This window comes from Streptomyces sp. GC420 (assembly GCF_009916105.1).
Lineage (GTDB): Bacteria > Actinomycetota > Actinomycetes > Streptomycetales > Streptomycetaceae > Streptomyces.
In genome coordinates, this window is sequence record NZ_JAAAXQ010000116.1 from 1 (window position 1) to 20,362 (window position 20,362).

Annotated in this window: 17 protein-coding genes and 1 pseudogene; 6 read left to right on the forward strand and 12 right to left on the reverse strand. The window is 73.7% G+C overall.

Translation table 11 applies throughout. The features are described 5' to 3' along the window. Window positions 1-148 precede the first annotated feature (148 nt). On the reverse strand, window positions 149-835 hold the full coding sequence (locus tag GUY61_RS16565; RefSeq protein ID WP_166630946.1) for a response regulator: 687 nt from the start codon (window positions 833-835) through the stop codon (window positions 149-151). Between the two features lie 110 nt (window positions 836-945). Between GUY61_RS16565 and GUY61_RS16570 the strand changes: the two genes are divergently transcribed. The 4 genes from GUY61_RS16570 to GUY61_RS16585 are packed head-to-tail and all read left to right on the forward strand — an operon-like array spanning window position 946 to window position 4,435. Beyond that, window positions 946-1,947, forward strand: coding sequence for a tripartite tricarboxylate transporter substrate binding protein (locus GUY61_RS16570; RefSeq protein ID WP_166630947.1), 1,002 nt, complete (start codon window positions 946-948; stop codon window positions 1,945-1,947). Further along, entirely contained in the window at window positions 1,944-2,486 is a 543-nt protein-coding gene (locus GUY61_RS16575) for a tripartite tricarboxylate transporter TctB family protein (protein WP_166630948.1), read from the forward strand. The genes GUY61_RS16570 and GUY61_RS16575 overlap by 4 nt, the downstream gene beginning before the upstream one ends. Before the next feature lie 3 nt (window positions 2,487-2,489). Next, a complete protein-coding gene (locus GUY61_RS16580; RefSeq protein ID WP_166630949.1) occupies window positions 2,490-3,986 on the forward strand; it encodes a tripartite tricarboxylate transporter permease in 1,497 nt (498 codons plus the stop codon). Further along, complete coding sequence (locus tag GUY61_RS16585) at window positions 3,983-4,435, forward strand: GNAT family N-acetyltransferase (RefSeq protein WP_166630950.1); 453 nt, start codon at window positions 3,983-3,985, stop codon at window positions 4,433-4,435. The genes GUY61_RS16580 and GUY61_RS16585 overlap by 4 nt, the downstream gene beginning before the upstream one ends. Window positions 4,436-4,552: 117 nt before the next feature. On the opposite strand, the gene GUY61_RS41185 is transcribed toward GUY61_RS16585, so the two are convergent. Beyond that, window positions 4,553-4,684: a hypothetical protein gene (locus tag GUY61_RS41185; protein WP_279576809.1), complete on the reverse strand. Its 132-nt coding sequence runs from the start codon at window positions 4,682-4,684 to the stop codon at window positions 4,553-4,555. Window positions 4,685-4,889: 205 nt separating this feature from the next. Between GUY61_RS41185 and GUY61_RS16590 the strand changes: the two are divergent. Further along, window positions 4,890-5,989 (forward strand): annotated as a pseudogene (locus GUY61_RS16590) (methyltransferase domain-containing protein); the annotation flags it as partial. 5 nt (window positions 5,990-5,994) lie between these two features. Here the strand turns inward: GUY61_RS16590 and GUY61_RS16595 are convergent. Together GUY61_RS16595 and GUY61_RS16600 are read right to left on the reverse strand one after the other, a co-directional pair. Then, complete coding sequence (locus GUY61_RS16595; RefSeq protein WP_166630951.1) at window positions 5,995-6,489, reverse strand: DUF402 domain-containing protein; 495 nt, start codon at window positions 6,487-6,489, stop codon at window positions 5,995-5,997. Next, window positions 6,470-7,390 carry a GNAT family N-acetyltransferase gene (locus GUY61_RS16600; RefSeq protein WP_166630952.1) on the reverse strand — a complete coding sequence of 307 codons (921 nt, stop codon included), beginning with the start codon at window positions 7,388-7,390 and terminating at the stop codon, window positions 6,470-6,472. Before GUY61_RS16600 ends, GUY61_RS16595 begins: the two co-directional genes overlap by 20 nt. A gap of 75 nt (window positions 7,391-7,465) precedes the next feature. Here GUY61_RS16600 and GUY61_RS16605 point away from each other — a divergent pair, with 75 nt between their 5' ends. Then, entirely contained in the window at window positions 7,466-7,843 is a 378-nt protein-coding gene (locus tag GUY61_RS16605; RefSeq protein WP_166630953.1) for a GntR family transcriptional regulator, read from the forward strand. Between the two features lie 736 nt (window positions 7,844-8,579). Here the strand turns inward: GUY61_RS16605 and GUY61_RS16610 are convergent. From GUY61_RS16610 to GUY61_RS16645, 8 genes are all read right to left on the reverse strand, one after another. Continuing rightward, complete coding sequence (locus GUY61_RS16610) at window positions 8,580-9,731, reverse strand: DUF5925 domain-containing protein (protein WP_166630954.1); 1,152 nt, start codon at window positions 9,729-9,731, stop codon at window positions 8,580-8,582. A 44-nt stretch (window positions 9,732-9,775) separates the two neighbouring features. After that, a complete protein-coding gene (locus GUY61_RS16615; RefSeq protein WP_166630958.1) occupies window positions 9,776-10,588 on the reverse strand; it encodes a polysaccharide deacetylase family protein in 813 nt (270 codons plus the stop codon). A gap of 491 nt (window positions 10,589-11,079) precedes the next feature. After that, on the reverse strand, window positions 11,080-12,153 hold the full coding sequence (locus GUY61_RS16620; RefSeq protein WP_166630955.1) for a glycosyltransferase family 2 protein: 1,074 nt from the start codon (window positions 12,151-12,153) through the stop codon (window positions 11,080-11,082). Further along, window positions 12,150-13,028 (reverse strand): glycosyltransferase family 2 protein, encoded by an 879-nt coding sequence (locus GUY61_RS16625; RefSeq protein WP_398955743.1) that lies wholly within the window; start codon window positions 13,026-13,028, stop codon window positions 12,150-12,152. Before GUY61_RS16625 ends, GUY61_RS16620 begins: the two co-directional genes overlap by 4 nt. Before the next feature lie 648 nt (window positions 13,029-13,676). Continuing rightward, window positions 13,677-14,885, reverse strand: a complete 1,209-nt coding sequence (locus GUY61_RS16630) for a S8 family peptidase (RefSeq protein WP_166630956.1) — start codon at window positions 14,883-14,885, stop codon at window positions 13,677-13,679. Window positions 14,886-15,142: 257 nt separating this feature from the next. Beyond that, a complete protein-coding gene (locus tag GUY61_RS16635) occupies window positions 15,143-16,831 on the reverse strand; it encodes a serine/threonine-protein kinase (RefSeq protein WP_313896702.1) in 1,689 nt (562 codons plus the stop codon). 63 nt (window positions 16,832-16,894) lie between these two features. Beyond that, window positions 16,895-18,571 (reverse strand): sulfite exporter TauE/SafE family protein, encoded by a 1,677-nt coding sequence (locus GUY61_RS16640; RefSeq protein ID WP_313896703.1) that lies wholly within the window; start codon window positions 18,569-18,571, stop codon window positions 16,895-16,897. Next, window positions 18,568-20,362, reverse strand: a 1,795-nt coding sequence (locus GUY61_RS16645; protein ID WP_398955748.1) for a tetratricopeptide repeat protein, incomplete at its 5' end; no start/stop codon positions are given. The genes GUY61_RS16640 and GUY61_RS16645, both read right to left, overlap by 4 nt.

Below are 20,362 nucleotides of genomic sequence, written 5' to 3' on the forward strand. Positions count from 1 at the left end.
CGTCAGATGGGTATAAGAGACAGCGCTGGAGGTCAACGCGGTCGCCACGGACACCGCCGAGGGCACCCGTCTGCACGCGGCCTTCGTGTTCCCCACCGGACCCGCACCCGTCCCGGGGCAGGAACGGGCCCCCGTCGGGGCGGGCCGGTCAGCCGGTCCAGCGGTAGCGGCGTTCCGGGCGGCCGGTGCCGCCGTAGCGCAGGCTCACCTCCGCCCGGCCGGTCTCCACGAAATACTCCAGGTAGCGCCGCGCGCTGACCCGGGACAGCGCCCCCGCCTGCGCACACTCCGTCGCCGACAGGCCCTCGGCATGGCCGCGCAGGGTCCGCTCCACCAGGTCCGCGGTGTGCGCGGCCAGCCCTTTGGGCAGGCCGCGCGAGCCGGGCGGCCGGGTGCCGAAGATGTGGTCGACGTCCTCCTGGCGCGCCTCGCCCAGGGCGTCGAGCCGGGTACGCAGCGAGGCGACGTGCCGGAGCTGCTCCTGGAGCGCGACGCGGCTGAAGGGCTTGATCAGATAGTGGAGCGCGCCCGCCCGCAGTGCCTGCCTGACCAGCCCGGCCTCCCGGGCGGCCGTGATGAACAGGGCGTCCGCCGCCGCCCGGCCGGGCTCCCGCTCCTCCGCCGCCCGCAGCTCCCGCAGTACCTCGATGCCGTCCATGTCCGGCAGGTAGATGTCGAGGAGTACGAGATCGGGTCGGAGCCGGCCGGCCGCGCGCAGCGCCTCGGCGCCGCTGTGCGCCACCCCGACCACCTCGAAGCCGTCCATGGCGGACACATAGCGGCTGTGCAGTCTGGCGACCATGAAGTCGTCGTCCACGACCAGCACCTTCACCATTCGCGACAGGCTAGGCCGCGACCACAAGGACCACAACGTCCGTTGATTCCGGAAGCGAGACAGCTTCTTAACACGCAGGCAACATGTGGGCCACTTCACACTGATGACAGGTGGTGGCACCCGTGCGTCGTTCCCTGCGCACTCCGTTCGCCCTGCTCGGGGCGGCACTCCTCGTGCTCGTCGCACCACCGCTGCTGACCTCCGGCAGCGGCTCTGCGACCGGCACGCAGATCCCGGGCCTGCGGCTCATGGTCCCCAACACTCCCGGCGGCGGATACGACATCACCGCCCGCACCGCGGCCAAGAACGCCGAGGACGCCGGGCTGACCCACAACATCGAGGTGTTCAACCTCCCGGGGGCCGGCGGCACCGTCGGGCTGACCCGGCTGGCCGGCGAACACGGCAACGGCAGACTCGCCATGTCCATGGGCCTCGGCGTCGTCGGCGCCGTGCGGTCCAACCACGCGCCGAAGACACTCGCCGACACCACACCCATCGCCCGGCTCACCGAGGAGCAGGACATCGTCGTGGTGGCCAAGGACTCCCCGTACCGGACCATCGGGCAGCTGGTGGAGGCGTGGAAGGAGAAGCCCGGCTCGCTGCCCGTCGGCGGCGGCTCCTCACCCGGCGGCCCCGACCACCTGGCGCCCATGCTGATGGCACGGGCGGCGGGCATCTCCCCGAAGAGCGTCAACTACGTGCCCTTCGACGGCGGTGGTGAGCTGCTGGCCTCCGTCCTCGGCGAGAAGGTCGCCTTCGGTGTCTCCGGCGTCGGCGAATACCTCGACCAGATCGAGTCGGGCGAACTGCGGCTCCTCGCCGTCACCGGGCCCGAGCGGATCCCCGGGCTCGACGCGCCGACCCTCAGGGAGTCCGGCCTCGACGTGGAGTTCACCAACTGGCGCGGCGTCGTCGCCCCACCGGGCCTGTCCGACGCCGAGCGCGACAAGCTCGTCACCCTCGTCGAGGCACTCCACGACTCCGAGGAGTGGCAGGACTCGCTGCGCCGCAACAACTGGGACGACGCCTTCCTGACCGGCGAGGACTTCGGCGACTTCCTCGCCGCACAGGACCGGCGCGTGGTCTCCGTACTCAAGGAGCTGGGCCTGTGAGCACCGACACCACCACCCCGCCCGCCGTGGCCGAACGGCCCGGCCGTGCCGCCCGGCTGCGCGGCAGGTCCGAACTCGGCGTCTGCGTCCTCCTCGTGGCGCTCGGCGCGCTCGTCCTCGGCGACGCGCTCACCATGGACGTCGACGTCACCCAGCGCGGCCCCGTCGGCCCCAGGACCGTTCCCCTCGCGGTCGGCTGCGGGCTGCTGCTCGTCGCCGTGCTCCTCGCCGTCGACGTCCTGCGCGGCGGCCGCGGCGAGGCGGAGACGGGCGAGGACATCGACCTGTCCGAGCCCGGCGACTGGCGCACGGTCCTCCTCCTCGCCGGCGTCTTCCTCGGCAACGCCGTCCTCATCGGCCCGGTCGGCTTCCCCGTCTCAGGGGCGCTCCTGTTCTGGGGATCGGCGTACGCGCTCGGCAGCCGGCACTTCGACCGGGACCCGCTCATCGCGGCCGGACTGTCCGTCCTCACCTACTTCGTCTTCGACCACCTGCTCGGCGTCCCCCTGCCCGGCGGCCCGCTGATGGGAGTGCTCTGACCCATGGACTCGCTCAACTCCCTCATCGACGGCTTCGGTACGGCCCTCACACCGGTCAACCTGCTGTGGGCGGCGATCGGCGTGCTCCTCGGCACCGCCATCGGCGTCCTGCCCGGCATCGGCCCCGCGATGGCCGTGGCACTGCTGCTGCCCGTGACCTACGGACTCGACCCCACCGGCGCGTTCATCATGTTCGCCGGGATCTACTACGGCGCCATGTTCGGCGGCTCCACCACCTCCATCCTGCTCAACACCCCCGGTGAGAGCGCCGCCGTGGTCACCGCCATCGAAGGCCATCCGATGGCCAGGTCGGGGCGCGGATCCCAGGCGCTCGCCGCGGCCGCCGTCGGCCACTTCGCGGGCGGCATGATCGGCACGATCCTGCTGGTCGTCCTGGCCCCGACGGTCGCCCGACTCGCCGTGGGCATCGGAGCACCCGACTACTTCGCCATCATGGTGCTCGCCTTCATCGCGGTGACCTCCGTGCTCGGCTCCTCGCGGATCCGCGGCGCCGCCTCCCTGCTGCTCGGCCTGACCATCGGCCTCGTCGGGCTGGACGCGACGACCGGGCAGCAACGGCTCACCTTCGGCTCCCTCCAGCTCGCCGACGGCATCGACGTCGTCATCGTCGCCGTCGGGCTCTTCGCCATCGGCGAGGCGCTGTGGGTCGCCCACCACCTGCGGCGCACCGCCGCGGACGCGATCCCCGTCGGCCGCCCCTGGCTCGGCCGCGAGGACGTCGCGCGCAGCTGGAAGTCCTGGCTGCGCGGTCCCGCCATCGGCTTCCCGTTCGGCGCCATCCCGGCAGGCGGCGCGGAGATCCCGACCTTCCTCTCGTACGTCACCGAGAAGCGGCTGTCCCGGAACAAGGACGAGTTCGGCAAGGGCGCCATCGAAGGCGTCGCGGGCCCCGAGTCGGCGGCGTCAGCGTCCGCGGCGGGCACGCTGGTGTCCATGCTGACCCTGGGCCTGCCGACGACCGCCGTCGCCGCCGTGATGCTGGCCGCCTTCCAGCAGTACGGCATCCAGCCGGGACCGCTGCTCTTCGAACGCGAACCCGAGCTGGTGTGGGGCCTGATCGCCTCGCTCTTCGTCGGCATGGTGCTGCTGCTCGCCCTGAACCTGCCGCTCGCGCCGCTCTGGGCGAAGCTGCTGCGCATCCCGCGTCCCTACCTCTACGCCGGGATCCTCTTCTTCGCCGCCGTCGGTGCCTACGCCGTCGGCGGGGAGGCACTCGACCTGATGATCCTGCTGGCCATCGGCGTCCTGGGCTTCGGGATGCGCCGTTACGGGCTGCCGGTGCTGCCCGCCGTCATCGGCGTCATCCTCGGCCCGGCGGCGGAGCAGCAGCTGCGGCGTGCCCTGCAGATCAGCGACGGCAGCGTCACGGGGCTTGTCGACACGCCCTTCGCGGTGACCGTCTACGCGGTCGTGGCGGTGCTGCCGGCCTGGCCGTTGCTGCGGCGGCTGCTCCCGGGGCGGCGTAGCGTGACGCCATGACCGACGACATCCGGCCCGCGACCCCCGCGGACGTCGCCGCCGTCACCGCCGTGACGGACGCGGCGTACCACCCCTACATCGGACGGATCGGCCTGCGGCCCGTGCCGATGGACGCCGACCACACCGCGGAGGTGGCCGCGGGACGGGTGTTCGTGACGGGGGACCCGGTGGTGGGACTCGTCGTCCTCGTCCCGCACCCGGACCATCTCCTCCTCGAGTCCGTCGCCGTCCACCCCGACGCCCGCGGGCTCGGGGTCGGCCGGCGGCTCCTCCGCTTCGTGGAGGCCCGCGCCCGGGAGCTGGGGCTGCCCGAGGTCAGACTCTTCACGAACGTCATGATGTGGGAGAACCAGGAGATCTACGCACGCTACGGGTACGAACTCGTGGAGCGGCGCCTCACCGGCCCCTACGACCGTCTGCACTACCGCAAGCGGGTGACCGGCGGCTGAGGACCGGCCGCACCGGGCGCGACCCCCCGCCCACCGGCGGACCCCGTTTCCCGTCGGGGTCCCGTTCCGCCGGGGCCCCGGCCCCGTGCCGTGCCGCCCCGTCTCCGGACCGCCGGGTCAGCTCTCGGGCCACCAGATCCGTCTTATGTCCTTGCGGACCTCGGGGCGCTCGGCGATCTGCTCGGCGTCCTCCCGGACCCGGCGGCTGCCCGTCTTCCTCACCGGCCTCCGTACGGTCTCCCTGCGCATCACGACCACCTCCAGGTGCGGGTCCGGGTTCCCCGTTCGCCCTTGTTGATGTAGACCCGCCCGGGGGGCCTTTCTCATCGCCGGCCGGTTGACGCAACCATGCCCCGGTGCGACGGCTCCCAACCTTCATCCCGCACCCCGCGTGTGCCCGCCACCGGAACCGGCGCAAGGGCGCGGTGTCGGTGGCGGATGCGACGATCGCGCCATGACCACCGATCACTGGTACGCGGGCGGCACGGACGGCCTGGACGGCATCGACTGGGACGCCGGGGCCGACACCTTCGACGACGAACCCGACCACGGGCTGCGCGACCCCGCCGTGCGCGCCGCCTGGGCGGAGCGGCTTGGCGCGTGGCTGCCGGGCTGGCCCGCGGACGTGCTCGACGCGGGCTGCGGCACCGGGAGTCTCGCGCTCCTCGCCGCGGAGTCCGGACACCGCGTCACCGCCGTCGACCGCTCGCCCCGCATGGTGGAGCTGGCCCGCCGCAAACTCTCCGGCACCGGTGCCGAGGTGCTGCTCGGCGACGCCGCACGGCCGCCGGTGGGAGAACGCGGTTCGACGTCGTCCTGGCCAGGCACGTGCTGTGGGCGCTGCCCGATCCGGAGGCGGTGCTGCGCCACTGGACGTCGCTGCTGCGTCCCGGCGGGCGGCTGGTGCTGGTGGAGGGCGTCTGGGGCGAGGCGGGGATACCGGCCGAGCGGCTGACGGCCGCCCTCGCCCCGCTCGCCGAACGCGTCCACACCGAACGGCTCTCGGACGATCCCCGGCTGTGGGGACGCGCCGTCGACGACGAGCGGTACGCCGTGGTGGCGGTTCCGGCGTCCGGGCGCCGGCACACCGAGATCGTCGACGTCCACCTGATCCTGCGCCGCGGCGACGAGGTCCTCCTGGCCCGCAGGGCGGGCACCGGATACGGCGACGGCCTGCTCAACGGCCCCTCCGGTCACGTCGAGGACGGCGAGGACGTCCGCGCGGCGATGATCCGCGAGGCCGAGGAGGAGATCGGCGTACGGCTGCGCCCGGAGGACCTGCGGGCCGTCCTCGTCATGCAGCACCGAGGCCCCTCCGGCGACCCGCGCACGGGCTGGTTCTTCGAGGCGGCGTACGGCGCCGGCGGCGAACCCGTCAACCGGGAGCCCGGCAAGTGCTCCGGGCTCGGCTGGTTCCCGCTCGACGCCCTGCCCGACGACATGGTCGCCTACTGCCGCGCCGGCCTGGAGGCCTACCGCGCCGGTGAGCACTTCGCCGTGCACTGGCACGAACCGGGCGACCCGATCGCCCACGACCCGGGGAGGGAGAGCCGGCTGCGCTACCTCTGACCGCCGAGCAGCACGCCCAGGCCGCCCTCACGCGCGATGAGTTCGAGCTCGTCGAGGGCGTCCATGGCGCGCAGCGCGGCCTCCGGGTCGCGCCCGGCGAGACCGCCGGCGGCGAACTCGTCCTCGTCGAGCCGCAGGATCGTGGCCCCGTCACCCGACACCCACAGATCGAGGTCCAGGTCCTCGACGCGCAGTTCACCGGTGCCGGTGGTCTCGGCGGGGCGGGTGACGTCGCAGTACCAGCCCTTGAGGTCGCCGCCGGCGGTGCGCACCTCCTTGACCGCGTACCAGCGGTCGCGCCAGTAGTACTCCGTGAAGACGTCGCCCGCCTCGAAGCGCACGAAGCCGAAGTCCCGGGAGCCCTCGCCCGCCCAGGGGGCGCGGACGGTGATGCGGGTGCCGTCGTCGGCGAGCAGTTCGGCCGGATAGCGGATCTTGACGCGGCCGGCCTTCAGCAGGACGACCTCAACCGAGCGTGCGGACATGACGTACCTCCGTGGCGCAGACCTCGTAACCGAACCACTTGTTGATGGCCAGCATGGGCCCGTTGCCCGCGTCGTTGCCGGTGAACGCCTCGGTGAAACCGGCCGCGCGGGCACGGTGCAGGGAGTGGTTCTTCGCCAGCTTGGCCAGGCCCCGGCCGCGGAACGCTCGGGCGGTGCCGGTCATCACCGTGCCGTAACGCGTGCCGCCGTCGGTACGGGCCGCGCTGAAAGCGGCCGGGCGGCCGTCGACCACGGCCACCGACGTCAGCTCGTGGCTGAGCAGCGGATGACCCCAGGTCCCGGTCAGCCAGTGCTCGTAGTCCGTGAGGTCCGCGTCGATGTCGCTCGGCTCGTCGGAGGTGGTCTCCGCGTCCAGCTCGAACAGCGGCCGCGGGTCGTCCGCGAAGTCCGAGCCGGTGCGCAGCTCCACCCCGGGGGGCGGCTCGGCCGGGGACGGCAGGGTGCCCTTCGCCAGGTCCAGGCGGAGGAAGTGCGCCGAGCGGCTGGGGCGGTAGCCGCGCCTCTCGGCGAAGGCCCGGTTCGCCGGCTCGTCGAACACCCATGAGTAGACACTGGTGGCGCCCAGCGCGGCCAGCCGCTCCTCGGCCGTCCGCACGATCAGCGAACCCGCTCCGCGGCGCAGCCGCCCGGGATGCACATACACGTTGGCGTAGCCGACGCCCGGCTCCGGGCTGTCGTGGGCGATGCCGAGCTGCGCCGTGCCGATGATCTCCCCGTCCTCCTCCGCGACCAGCGGACGGTAGTGGGCGTCGGGATGGGCGCGGGCGACGTCGAACAGCACGGATTCGGCCGTGGCGAGCATGAAGGGCACGGCGGCGCGCCGGACCCGGGCGAAGCCCTCGGCGTCCTCGCGTCGGAACTCACGGACGATCACAGTCATGTGCTCGCACGCTACGCGCCGCCCCGTGGCGTTCGCCTCTCAATTTCCGCCGGGCCGGTGGGGGACAATCTGCGGGTGACCCTGAAGATCGTCATCGACCAGAAGGCACCGGCCGCTCCCTATGAGCAACTGCGTGCGCAGATCGCCGACCGGGCGCGGTCCGGTGCCCTTCCCGTCGGCTACCGGCTGCCAACCGTCCGGGGCCTGGCCGAGGAACTGGGACTGGCCGCGAACACCGTGGCCAAGGCCTACCGGGCGCTGGAGTCCGACGGAGTCATCGAGACCCGCGGCCGCAACGGCACCTTCATCGCCGCGGCGGGGGACGCCGCGCAGCGGCGGGCGGCAGCGGCCGCCCAGGAGTACGCCGAGCAGGTACGGCGGCTCGGCCTGGACCGCCCCGAGGCGCAGGCGGTGGTCGAGGACGCCCTGCGCGCGGCGTACGCGGCCGGCTGACGGGCGCGTCGCGTCGCCCACGCCGCGACCGGAGCCGCGGGGCCGTTCCCGGGTCTCGGCGAACCGCCGGCGGACCGGGGAGACCGGAACCCGGTGGCTCTCGGCGCGGGCACAGCGCACCGCCGACGCGTGTGACCGAGCCGGGCCCGCCGCGGGCCCGGTTCGGGGAGCGGCCGCGCGGGTCGGCGGGTCGAGCGGCCTGACGGGAACGGGCCCGCCGACGGCCGGGCGGCCAGGACAGCGGATGGCGTCGGCATCGCGGCCGGTGCCGCGGGCGTTGCGGAAGGCGCCGAACGGCGCTCGCTTCCCGCTGCGGGCGTGGCGGCGTCGCGCCGGGCCCGCCGCGGGCCCGGCCCGGGGAGCGGCCGCGCGGGTCGGCGGGCCGAGCGGCCTGACGGGAACGGGCCCGCAGGGCAGCCCGGACGCTCGATGCGGAACGACAGCACCGGCGCGCCTGGCCGGAGAGCTGACAGCGGACAGCTCGCGCAGGCGGCGGGGACGGCCGCGGCGTCGCGGGCGCCGCAGGAGGCGCCGAACGGCGCTCGCTTCCGTGGGACGGGTGGCGGGCGCCGCCCGGCCGTGTGCGCGGAGGCGCCGCCGTCAGGCGGTGAGTGTCGGCCGGGCCCGCTGCGGGCGCGGCCGGGGAGCGGTCGCGGCGATGCGGCGAGCGCCGGCCGGTGGCCGTGGGGACCGGTTCGACGGCGTACGCGGGGGCGCCGCCCGGCGCCGAGGGGACTCAGAGGTACAGGCCGGCGTCCGCGCCCGAGTGCTGCCCCGGCACCGTCGGTGGCGTCGTACCGCGGCGCAGCGCGAACAGTTCGGCCAGGGTGGCCCCGTCACGGCCCACGCCCTCCTCGGTGCCCAGCCAGCCGACCGCCTCCGCCCTGGTCAGCGGGCCCACCTCGATCCGCGCCAGGCAGCGGCCCGGCCGCACCACGGCGGGGTGGAGCCGCTCCAGGTCCTCGTTGGTGGTGACCCCGACGAGGACGTTGCGACCCTGGCCGAGCAGACCGTCCGTGAGGTTCAGCAGCCGGGACAGCGCCTGGCCCGCCGTGTGCCTGGCCTCGCCGCGGATGAGTTCGTCGCAGTCCTCCAGCAGGAGCAGCCGCCAGCGGCCCCCGGCCGCCTCGTCCTCCCCGATGGCGATGTCCATCAGATAGCCGATGTCGTTGAACAGCCGCTCCGGGTCGAGCACGCAGTCCACCTGGCACCAGTCCCGCCAGGACCGGGCCAGGGTGCGCAGCGCCGAGGTCTTTCCGGTGCCCGGCGGGCCGTGCAGCAGGAGCAGCCTTCCGGCGATGTCGTCCGGGGTGAGCTTCATCAGCCGGTCCATCGCGTCGGTCACCGGCGCGGTGTAATTCGTACGCACCTCGGACCAGGTGCCCGCGGTGATCCGCCGGGTGGTGCGGCGCGGGCCACGGGTCGGGGAGCAGTACCAGAACCCCATCGTGACGTGCTCGGGCTGTGGTTCGGGTTCGTCGGCGGCGCCGTCCGTGGCCTGTTTCAGAACCCGCTCGGCAAGCTCCGCGTCCGTCGCGGTCACCGTGACGTCGGCGCCCCGGTTCCAGCGCGAGACCAGCAGCGTCCAGCCCTCGCCCTCCGCGAGCGTGGCGTTGCGGTCGTCGTCACGCGTGTGCCGCAGCACCGTGGCGCCCGGCGGGAGCAGTTTCGCCTCCGACCTCACCCGGTCGATGGTGGTGCTGCGCGAGAAGGGCTGCTGGCCCGTGGTGAAGCGGCCGAGGAACAGGGCGTCGATGACGTCCGACGGCGAGTCCCCGTCGTCGAGCAGAAGCCGCACGGGCAGGGACTCGTCCGGCCGGGAGGGTGCGGGTACGGCGGGCAGTGCGGGCGTGGCGGGCCGCGAGGGCTGTTCCGGCTGCGCAGACATGCCGCCATGATCCGTCACCGGGTGCCCCGGCGCACCGTCTTTTGTCACGCGCCGCGCTGCCGTGCGCCCCGCAGGGTCCTCCCGGCGAGCTGCCGGGACCTGCGGACCAGCGCGTATCCCTTCGTCAGCGCCCGGTCCCGGGCGAAGTTCCGGCCGATCGCGCGTCCCTCGACCAGCCGCTCGAACTCGTCCATGCCGGTGGAGCGCCGTACGGTGACCCGCTCCAGCGCGTACGGACCCTGGCGGCGGCGGGCCTGCGCGTTGCCGACCGCCAGCGCCTGGGCATAGCCCGCCGACCGGACGGCCTGGCGCACCCTACGGTCGGAATACCCGAACGGGTAGGCGAAGGACGCGGGTTCACGGCCCAGTTGCTCGGCGACGATCTCGCGGCAGCGGCCCACCTCGGAGCTCAGGTCCGCCGGGGCGAGCTGGTCCAGTTGCGGGTGGGTGTGACTGTGCCCGCCGATCTCCGTGCCGGTGGCGGCGAGTTCGCGCACCTGCTCCCAGTCGAGCATGGTGTCCAGGGCGCCGCCCGTCTCGTACGGGCCGCGCAGCCAGCCGGTGGTGACGAAGACGGTGGCGGGGAAGCCGTGCTTGGCGAGGACGGGCAGGGCATGGCGGTGCACGCCCTCGTAGCCGTCGTCGAAGGTGATCAGCACCGGTCTGCGTGGCAGCGTGCCGCCGCTGCGCCAGGCGGCGGCCAGATCCGTCGTGGTGAGGGGGGTGAAGCCGCGTTCGCCGAGCAGTTCCATCTGCCCGGCGAACGCGCCGGGGGAGACGGACAGCCCGTACGCGGCCTTCGCGGGTGCGTGCCCCACCGCGTGGTACATCAGGATCGGTACGGCCTGCGTGCTCATGGTGCTCATGCGGCCCCTTTCCGGTCGATTCTCTTGGCTCTCCGGCCGTCCGCGCTGTCCGACAAGCCCGTCGGCCCGGCCCGGGGCGGGCACCCAGCGCTTCTGGCACCGACGAGGGCCCTCGTCGCTCGTCGCTCGACGGCGGTTGCAGGACACCGCTGTGCCGCGCCCGTGAGTGACGGGCCGACCCTGCGGCGGCCTCGGGCTCCTCTCACCGCAGTGGTGGCGGCGCCCTGGTCACGTCCGCGGCTCCCGCCGGGCCGGAGGGCGTCCGGGGCGGAGCGGGCAGTGGCCCACCGATCGGATTCCGCGCGGGCTTGCGCCCACGGCCGGAACCGGGAACCGGCCGCGTCGCGCTCCCGGGATCGCCCCTCACCGCCGATGCCCGACGGGAGCGGCCACCCGTGCGGTGGGCGGAGGGGACGGGGGAGCCCGGCGGCGGCGCGCCGGGCGGTGCCGGTTTTGTCGCCGGGCGCGGCAGACGCCGCTCGTCATGAAGCGTCCGCCCCCGCGCCGGGGACCGCCGCGGGGGGAGCCGGGCGTGGCTCGCCGCCCCGGGGCCCGTTCGGGGCCGGGGGTACGGCCGGGACCGAGAAGCGGGCGTCCCCGCGCGAGCGGAGGGTGCCGAGCGCGTAGCCGCCCGCGGCGGCGGCCACCCCGGTCACGATGGCGGCCGCGCGGCCCGCGCCGCCGGGCCTGCCGAGCAGCGCGTCGCGCAGCCCGCGGGCGACCCCGGCCGGCAGGACCCTTGTGGTGTAGCGGCGTTCGGACTCCAGTCCCTTGTCCGCGCCGACGCTGCGGGCGACCAGGGCCTTGGAAAGCCCCTCGGCGTACGCACGGGTGCGGAAGTAGGCGAACCGTTCCCGGACGGCGGGCACCTTGTGGTGGATCACCGCGCGGTCGTCGATGAGCAGCACCGCGTCCGGCCGGGCCCGGCCGAGCCGGATGCACAGCTCGGTCTCCTCGCCGCCCAGCGGGCGTCTGTCGCCGTCGCGGCCGATGCCGGTGGCGAAGCCGCCCGCGATGTCGAAGGCCTCGCGCCGGAAGGAGGCGTTGCCGCCGAGTACGTTGCGCACCCGTACCCTCCCCCGCGGCAGGCCCCGGTACGTGCAGCCGACGACCCAGTCGAACTCCTCGGGGAACCAGTCGGGCCGGCGGCCGGAGGCCCAGACGGGCACGGTCCGGCCGCCGACCGCCATGACGCACGGGTCGGCGTACGCCTCGGCGAAGTGGCGCAGCCAGTCGCGTTCCGCGACGGCGTCGTCGTCGAGGAAGGCGACGACCGCGCCGCGGGCGGCGGCGATGCCGGTGTTGCGGCCGGCGGAGAGGCCGCGGGGGCCCGCGTTGGCGAGCACCCTGACCTCTCCCGGCGCGCCGGACTCCTTGTACTCCCTGGCCAGCCGGTCCAGGAGCGCCTGGTTGTGGTCGACGACCAGCAGCGTCTCCAGAGCCGGCAGGGACTGCGCCCGCACCGAGGAGACCGCCGCGAGGATGTCCTCCCAGCGGTCCTCGGTGTAGACGCAGATCACCACGGAGATGCCGGGCCCGGTCTCCGCAGTGCTCAAGACACCTCTCCCCGGCCCGTGCTCATGGTGAGTGCCGCGCGGCCGCGGAACCTGCCGGCGGGCGCCCGACGCTCGCTCAGGATCACCTTGAGCACCCGTATGCCGTCCCGGACGGCGCGCAGGTTGCTGGTGCCGTGGATGCGGACGTACTCGTGGCTGGGGATCTCCTGCACCCGCAGACCGGCCTTGACCACCCGGATGTTCATGAGCGTCTCCACCTCGAAGCCGGTGCAGTCGAGGGTGATCTTGTCGAGGCAGTGCCGCCAGAACGCGTTGTAGCCGTAGCAGAGGTCGGTGTAGCGGGCGCCGAACTTGCGGTTGACCACGGCGCACAGCACCCGGTTGCCCAGTTTGCGGATGGGGGTCATGTCGTCCGTGCCGCCGCCGTTGGCGAAGCGCGAGCCCTTGGCGAAGTCGGCGCCGGCCACCAGCGCGGAGACATAGGAGACGATCTCCGCGCCGTCCGCAGATCCGTCCGCGTCGACCATGACGATGATGTCGCCGGTGCAGGCGGCGAATCCGCTGATCAGGGCATCCCCTTTGCCTCTGCCCTGCTGCGGCACCACCTTCACGTCGGGCCACAGCTCGCGGGCCACATTCACCGTGTCGTCGGTGGAGTTGCCGTCGACCAGGACGACTTCGTGGATCCAGTCCGGCAGCGTCTTGAAGACGTAGGGCAGGTTCTCCGCCTCGTTCATGGCGGGAATCACGACGCTCACCGGTGGCGCGATGGCGAGATGTGAACTGACCGGACGGTATCGGGCAGGTATTCGCCCGACGATCGCCTCGGTTCCGGATTCGGTGGCCCCGGCGGATTCAGTGGTCTCCGCGGATGCGCGGACGTCCGGCACGTCCGACCGCAGGTAAGCACTCATGAGTCTGTGTCCCTCTCGTCCGGTGGACCGCCCGCCCCCGGGCAGCCCGGATGAGTTTCCGGTTCGAAAGGGGGGCTCTCACCCCACGACGACGACCCCTTGCGTCGTCAGCACAGGGCGAATTGGCTGGCTTGGTGGCCGCGCGGCTCGCGACTCGGCACGCTGGCTGGCTCTGACGACCGAGCACGGCACCCCCCTACCGCGCCCCGCCCGGAATCCATCGTTGATGCTCGCGCCCCCTCCCCAGGAGCCGCCTTGCCGATGGACCGCAGCGGGTTGATGTACGACGGTATTGATAATCGGGACTCTACGGCAAGAGCTGCGAAAAGGCCTCCCTTTACTGCATTTTGGTCAACTGGCGGATTATGTCCGCCTCTGCCGGGGCGTTCCGGAAGGCCTGGCCGGGTCCGTGCGGGGCCGGCCGCCTGCCGCCGATGATCCGCAAGATCCGCATGTGCGGCCACACCCCCGATTTGCCCCCCGACGTGCCGGATGCCCGGTTGCCGGGCTTCAATGTCGCGCAGGGCGCGGAGCGTCGTCAAGACCGCCCCTGTGGGTTGTGGAGAAGATGTGAAGCAGCCCCGGCGGGCCTGGAGGGCCTGCCGGGGCTGCCGTGGTGGGGGGAACCGTGTGCCTTGTAGCCCTTGCCTACTGGACGATCTGGAGGAGCTTGTTGGGCGAGCCGGTGCCCACGCTGGTCAGCGTGTTGGACGAGGCTCCGGCGACCAGGGCGCTCGAGACGGCGGCCGGGGTGGCGCTGGTGTGACCGGCCAGGTAGACGGCGGCCGCACCGGCGACGTGCGGCGTGGCCATCGAGGTGCCCGAGATGGTGTTGGTGCCCGAGTCACTGGTGTTCCAGGCCGCCGTGATCGACGAGCCCGGGGCGAAGATGTCCAGCGTGGAGCCGTAGTTGGAGTAGCTGGCCTTGGCGTCCGAGCTGGTGGTGGCGCCCACCGTGATGGCGGTGGAGACCCGCGCCGGGGAGTACGAGGAGGCGTTGGCCGCGGAGTTGCCCGCCGCGACCGCGTAGGTCACGCCGGAGGCTATGGAGTTGGCCACCGCGGTGTCCAGGGAGGTGCTGGCGCTGCCGCCGAGCGACATGTTGGCCACGGCCGGCTTGGTGGCGTTCTGGGTCACCCAGTTGATGCCGGCGATGACACCCGAGGTGGTGCCGGAGCCGTTGTTGTCCAGCACCCGGACCGCCACGATGCTCGCCTTCTTCGCCACGCCGTAGGTGGTGCCCGCGGCGGTGGAGGCGACGTGCGTGCCGTGGCCGTTGCCGTCCTGGGCGACGTTGTCGCCGTCCACGGCGTCGTAGCCGTTGCTCGCGCGGCCGCCGAAGTCGCTGTGGGAGATGCGTACTCCGGTGTCGATGACGTAGATCGTCACGCCGCTGCCCGCGGTGTCCGGGTAGGTGTACGTGCCGCTCAGCGGGGTGTCGGCCTGGTCTATGCGGTCCAGGCCCCAGGGGGCGCTGGACTGGGTCGCGTCCAGGTGCACCTTCTGGTCCTGCTCGACCGCGGCGACCGCCGGGTCGGCGGCGAGCTGCTTCGCCTCGGCCTCGGACAGCTTGGCGGTGTATCCGTTCAGCACGGTGCCGAACGTCTGCTTCACCGTGCCGCCGTACTCCTTGATCAGGCTCTTGCCCTTCTGGGACGAGGCCTTGAAGCCGGCGTCCTTCTTGAGCGTGACGATGTAGCTGCCCTTGACGGCGTCGGCCGAGTCCGCGTGCAGGATCTTTCCTGTGGCGGGGGCGGCCTGGGCGGGAAGGGCGGTGACCGTACCGAGCAGGGCGGTGGCGGCGGCGACCGAAACCGCTGCGGCGATACGGCTCTTGGCGGAACGCAGAACTGCCATTACGAGGGAGTCCTCCTCATAGGCGGCGCGCCCGGGGTACGGGCGCGCACTGTGGGGGGAGTGCGCGGGGTCGCGCACACAACCGGGAGCTTGCGTTCCGGCTCCCGGTTACTCAGAAGCGTGGTCCGAACTACGGGCGTGGACAAGGGCTTTGACGGCTTGTCATGTCAGTGACACAACTCTGTAATCGAATTCTCAGTGAATCCACAGGAATCCCGCCCGACAGACACTGTTCGACCCCGATCCATCCGCAGAACTCAGTAGTCGGTGCCCTCGTCCGCCGTCGGCGTTTCCGAGACCGGGGGCTCGCAGTTCACGGAGAAGGCCACCGCCGGCGAGTTCGCCGCCACCGGCTTCCTGACCTCGAGCCAGATCCGGTCGTTCAGCGTCCCTTCCCGCACATGGGTGCCCTCGGTGTGGTCGACCTGCGCGGACTTTCCGCCGCCCGAGGGGAGTTCGAGAGTCTTCCAGCCCGGGTCGGTGACCTGCCCGCTGTCGGTCACCCAGCGGTACTCGACCTGTGCGGGCACCCTGCCCACCGTGATCGTCCCCGTGAAGTGCGGTGCCTCTGCCTGCGGCGGCGGGCAGGCGCCCGAGTAGCTGTCGCGCACGGCGGTCACGTGGACCCGCACCGTCTGCGCCGGCGGCGTCTTGCCGGTGGTGGGCGTGGAGGCCGGACCCGTGCTTTCCTCCGGTGCCGTACTGCTCTCGGTGCCGTCGCCCGCGGTCCCGTCGTCGGTGGTCCCGCCGCCCCGCTCCTCGCCGCCGTCCTCGCCCCTGTCGTCACCGCCGTTCGAACCGCCCGACGCGGAACTGCCGCTCTTGGTGCCCGGATCGTCCCCGTCGTTCATCAGCGCCCAGGACAGGCCGCCCAGCGCCAGCAGCAGTGCCGCCACTCCCGCCACCAGCGCCCGGGCCGCCCGGCGCCGCCGGACCTCCTCGCGGTCCTCCGGCCTCGCCCGCCCCGGGCCGGGCGAGGCCGGCGCGGGCGTGGCGCCGCCGCTGCCCGGAGGCCCGAACCCCCGCGTGGCGGTGGGGGAACCGGCCGCCGCCGGCACGGGCGGCACCAGCGGTACGGCAGCCGTGGTGCCCGTACCCGTACCCGGACCGGGCGTGCCGCCCGACGCCGTGGTCCGCAGCAGCCGCTCGGCCTCGGCCGCGGTGATGCGCTCGGCGGGATCCTTGCGCAGCAGTGCCTCGATGACGGGGGCCAGCGGCCCGGCGCGCCGGGGCGGCGGCAACTCCTCGTCGACGACGGCACGGAGGGTGCTCAGCGGCGTGTCCTGCCGGAACGGCGAATGCCCCTCCACGGCCGCGTAGAGCAGCACACCCAGCGACCACAGGTCCGACTCGGGCCCCGGCTTGCGCCCCAGCGCGCGCTCCGGCGCGAGGAACTCGGGGGAGCCGATCACCTCGCCGGTCATGGTGAGGGCCGAACTGCCCTCGATCGTCGCGATGCCGAAGTCCGTCAGCACCACCCGGCCGTCGTTGGCGACCAGCACATTGCCGGGCTTGACATCGCGGTGCAGGACACCGGCGTCGTGCGCGGCGCGGAGCGCCGCCAGCACCTCGGCGCCCACACCGGCCGCGCGCCGCGGGTCCATCGGGCCCTCGGCGTCCAGCACGTCCGCGAGCGACAGCCCGGGCACCAGCTCCATCACGATCCAGGGGCGGCCGTCCTCCGTCGCCACGTCGTAGACCGTCACCACGTTGCGGTGCGCGACCCGGGCGGCGGCCCAGGCCTCGCGCTCCAGCCTGCTGTAGAGGCGCTGTTCCTCCCCGGTGCCCAGCATCGTCGCGGGGGCACGCACCTCCTTGACCGCCACCTCGCGGTTCAGCACCTGGTCGCGGGCGCGCCACACCACCCCCATCCCGCCCTGTCCGAGGGGGGAGAGGAGGCGGTAGCGCCCCGCAACCACCCGGTCCTGACCCGGCGTTCCGTTCACGGGCGAGCCCCCCAGTCGAAAGCGGTGGATGCGACATCACCGTCCAAACCTCTCCAAGTTAGCTCAGGTCAACGCGGTTGCGGCCCCTTTGAGCAGCAATCCGCATCCGAGAGCCAGCACGACGGCGGCCGTACCGAGGGGGGCGGCCCGGTGGGCGGCCGTGAAGATCCGGCCGCGCGGACGGCGGGCGAACCCGCGCCTGGTCGACTCGCGCAGCCGCACCACCGCGAAGCCGGCCGCGGTGAGGGTGAGGGCGAGTCCCACGCCGTATGCGATCACCAGCAGGAACCCGAACCACGCCTGGCCGAGGGCCGCCGCACCGACCAGCACGACGACCGCGGACGGGCTGGGGACCAGACCGCCGGCGAAGCCGAGCAGCACGACGCCGCGCAGGCCCGGACGGGTGGGGTGGTGGTGATGGTGATGGCCGTGCTCGTGGCTGTCGCCGTGCTCGTGGCTGTCACTGTGCCCGTGGTGGTGGTCGTGGACGTGGGCCTGCTCATGCTCATGTCCGTGTCCGTGTCCGTGTCCGTGTCCGTGACCGTGCGGGTCCGCTCCGTCCGGAGTGCGCTCGTGGCCGTGGTCGTCGTCCGCACCGCCATGGCCGTGGTGGTGGCCGTGCGCGTGGCCGCGGGTCCGCCAGGCCTTGCGGACCAGGAAGACTCCCGCGACGGCGACCAGGGCACCGCTCGCGATCCCCAGCCACGACACCACCGACGGCGCGGCCGCCGAGCCCGCCGCGATCAGCGCGCCGAGACCGAACACCCCGAGGGTGTGGGTGAGCGTGACCGAGGTGCCCAGCGCCAGGATCTCCCGTACCGAAGCGCGCCCGCCGGCCGACGCGGCCGCCGCCATCATCGTCTTGCCGTGCCCCGGCGCGAGCGCGTGCATGGCGCCCAGCCCGATCGAGACGGCCAGCGCCAGCGCCGCGAATCCCGGGGTCAGCTCGTGCCGGGCGACCAGCCCGGTCAGCGCCTGCGCCCACCGGTCGGCGCCCCGCGGCAGAACGGAGGACGCCGGCGGCGGCGCACTCTCCTCGCCACCCGCCTCGGCGAGCGCGGGACCGCCGTGCCGCGCGCCGAAGGACGCGGTGCGCCGGTCGGGCGGCGAGGAGAGCAGATCATCGGGGTACGAGGTCAGCCGTCGGGACACCGAGGCGCCCGGCACGCCGGAACCGCTGAGGGTCATCCGGTCCCCGCGCGCGGTGATCTCGCGCCAGCCGGGACCGGTCGCCGCGTCGCCGGGTGTGTACGAGATCCGCAGCGGCTTGCCGTCCCCGGGGAGTTCCGCCGTCAGCGAGCACGTCACGCGCAGCGTCTGGAGCCCCGCCTGACCGGGGAGGGCCACGGCCTCCGCCCTCCTGACGACCGGCGCCCTCGATGCTCCGCCGTCCGCCGCCGTGACCGCGGCGGAGGCCGGGCGGGGCGGGGGTCCGGCCGTCAGCCTGGCGCCGCGCGCAGCGGCCTCGCAGCGCTCCCGCGCCCACGTGCCGAGCTCCGAGCGGTCCAGCCTGTCGTCGCCGTCGCGGTCGATGCGGCGTTTGTGCTGGGCCGCCGGGATCTCCGCCAGGTCCTCGACGTGGTCGACGCGCAGCTCGCCGGGCGCCACGACCAGCCCGTCGTACTGATTGACGGTGAAGTTGCCCAGCGGGTGGGCCTGGGCGGCCCCGGCCGGCAGCAGGGCGAGGGCCGCTGAGGCCGCGAGCAGGCCCAGCGCGGTGATGGCGGTACCCGGTTTCACGACTCTCCCTCGGTGTCTTCGAGCAGCTTCCTCGCCTCGATCGCGCCCGTCGGCGAGAAGCCGCGGTTGAGGTCGAGGGCGGCGCGCAGATGGCGATGCGCCGGCCCCTCCTCGCCCAGGGCGGCCTCGATCGCGCCCCGGTGGTAGAGGAACTGGGCGCTGCGGTGGCCGGAGGCGGCGGCGCGTTCCGCGTAGCGGAGTGCCTCCCGGTCGCGGCCGTTGACGTGCAGGGCCCAGGCGAGTGCGTCCGCCGTGTGGATGCTCTGCCTGCGCTCCCATTCGGCGCGGGCGGACTCGAGCGCCTCGCCCCTGTCGCCGTGGTCGGCCTCGACGAGCGCGGTCTCCAGGTCCGTGGCCACGCCGTTGGCGCGGGCGAGCCGGGTCCAGGTGCCGATGAGTTCGTACTGCTCGGCGGCCTTGTCCCGCTTGCCGAGGGCCTCGTACAGCTCGCCGAGCGCGGCGAGTTGCCCGGGCAGCGGGTAGCGCGCCACGACCTCTTCGAGGTCGCGCAGCGCCGGCTCGTTCCTCCCCTGCGCGGCCAGTGTCCTGCCGCGGCCCTCCAGCGCCTGGATGTTCCCGGGCTCCGCGGCCAGTGACCGCTCGTAGTGGGCCAGCGCCTCGTCGTACCGGCCGCGGCTCCAGGCGAGCTGGCCCAGCGTGTTCGCCACGTACACCACGTCGGCGGAGCTCGCGGCGGACTTCAGGGCCTGTTCCAGCACCCTGCGCGCGCCCTTCGCGTCCCCGCGCAGCTCCAGCACATACGCGTACCGCGTGAAGACCGGGATGCCCGGGCGGCGGCTGTCCGCGAGCTCGGCGGCCTTCATGGCCTCGTCGTACCGGCCCAGTTCGACGAGTGCGTCCACCCTGCTGGCCAGCGCGCGCTCGCTGTACGGGTTCACGCGCAGCGCGCGGTCCGCGTACCGCAGCGCCTCGGTGAAGTCGTGCCGCGCGGCGGCGAGCGCCGCCCGCCCGGCGAGAGCGGAGTCGTTGCCGGCGGCCGGGCGCAGGGCCAGTGAGCGCCTCAGTGCCTTCTCGGCCTGCGGGTACCGCGTCGGGTCCCCGCTGACGCGTGCCTGCTCCACATAGGCCGCCCCCAGAGTGGCCCATCCGGAAGCGTCCTTCGGCTGTGCCCCGAGGTGGCTCTGCAGCGCCTCGACACCCTGCGTCAGGTTCCGGGCCGTCAGCCGCTCCAGCGGGACGTCGGCGGCCGGTGCCGTCACCACGGGTCCGGCCGGCCGGTCGTCCGTCACCGCCCCGACCGCGAGGGAGGCCCCCGTCATCGCCACCGCGAGCCCGAGGACGGCCACGATCCGCGCGGCCCGCCCGTGCGCGTCCGGAGCGGGCGCCGCGGCGGGCTGCGCGTCCGGACCGGGCCCCGCGGCGGGCGCTGTGGCGTGCTGCCCGGTGCCGTCGTGCGTGGCGTGGAGCGGGGGGAGGCCGGTGGCCCGGGCGAGGCCCGCGGCGCGGGCGACCTGTGCCAGGCCGAGCCGCCACACCGCGGGGGAGCGGCCGGTGGAGGGCTTCCGCGTGTCCGTGGGCCCACTGCCGAGCCGGGGCCCTGACCCGGACTCGGGACCGGAACCGGACTTGGGACCGGAACCGGGCCGGGGACCGGAAGCGGAATCCGGCCCGGACTCGGGGCCTGATTCGGATTCGGGGCCGGTCCGTGGCTCGGGCCGGACCTCGCGCTGGGGCTCGGGCATCAGTCCTGCCTCTCTCGTCGGGAGGGTCGCGCCGTGGGGCCCGGCCACGCGGTGGGGGTACGCGCGGCCGGGCCGTTCGGGTGGGGGG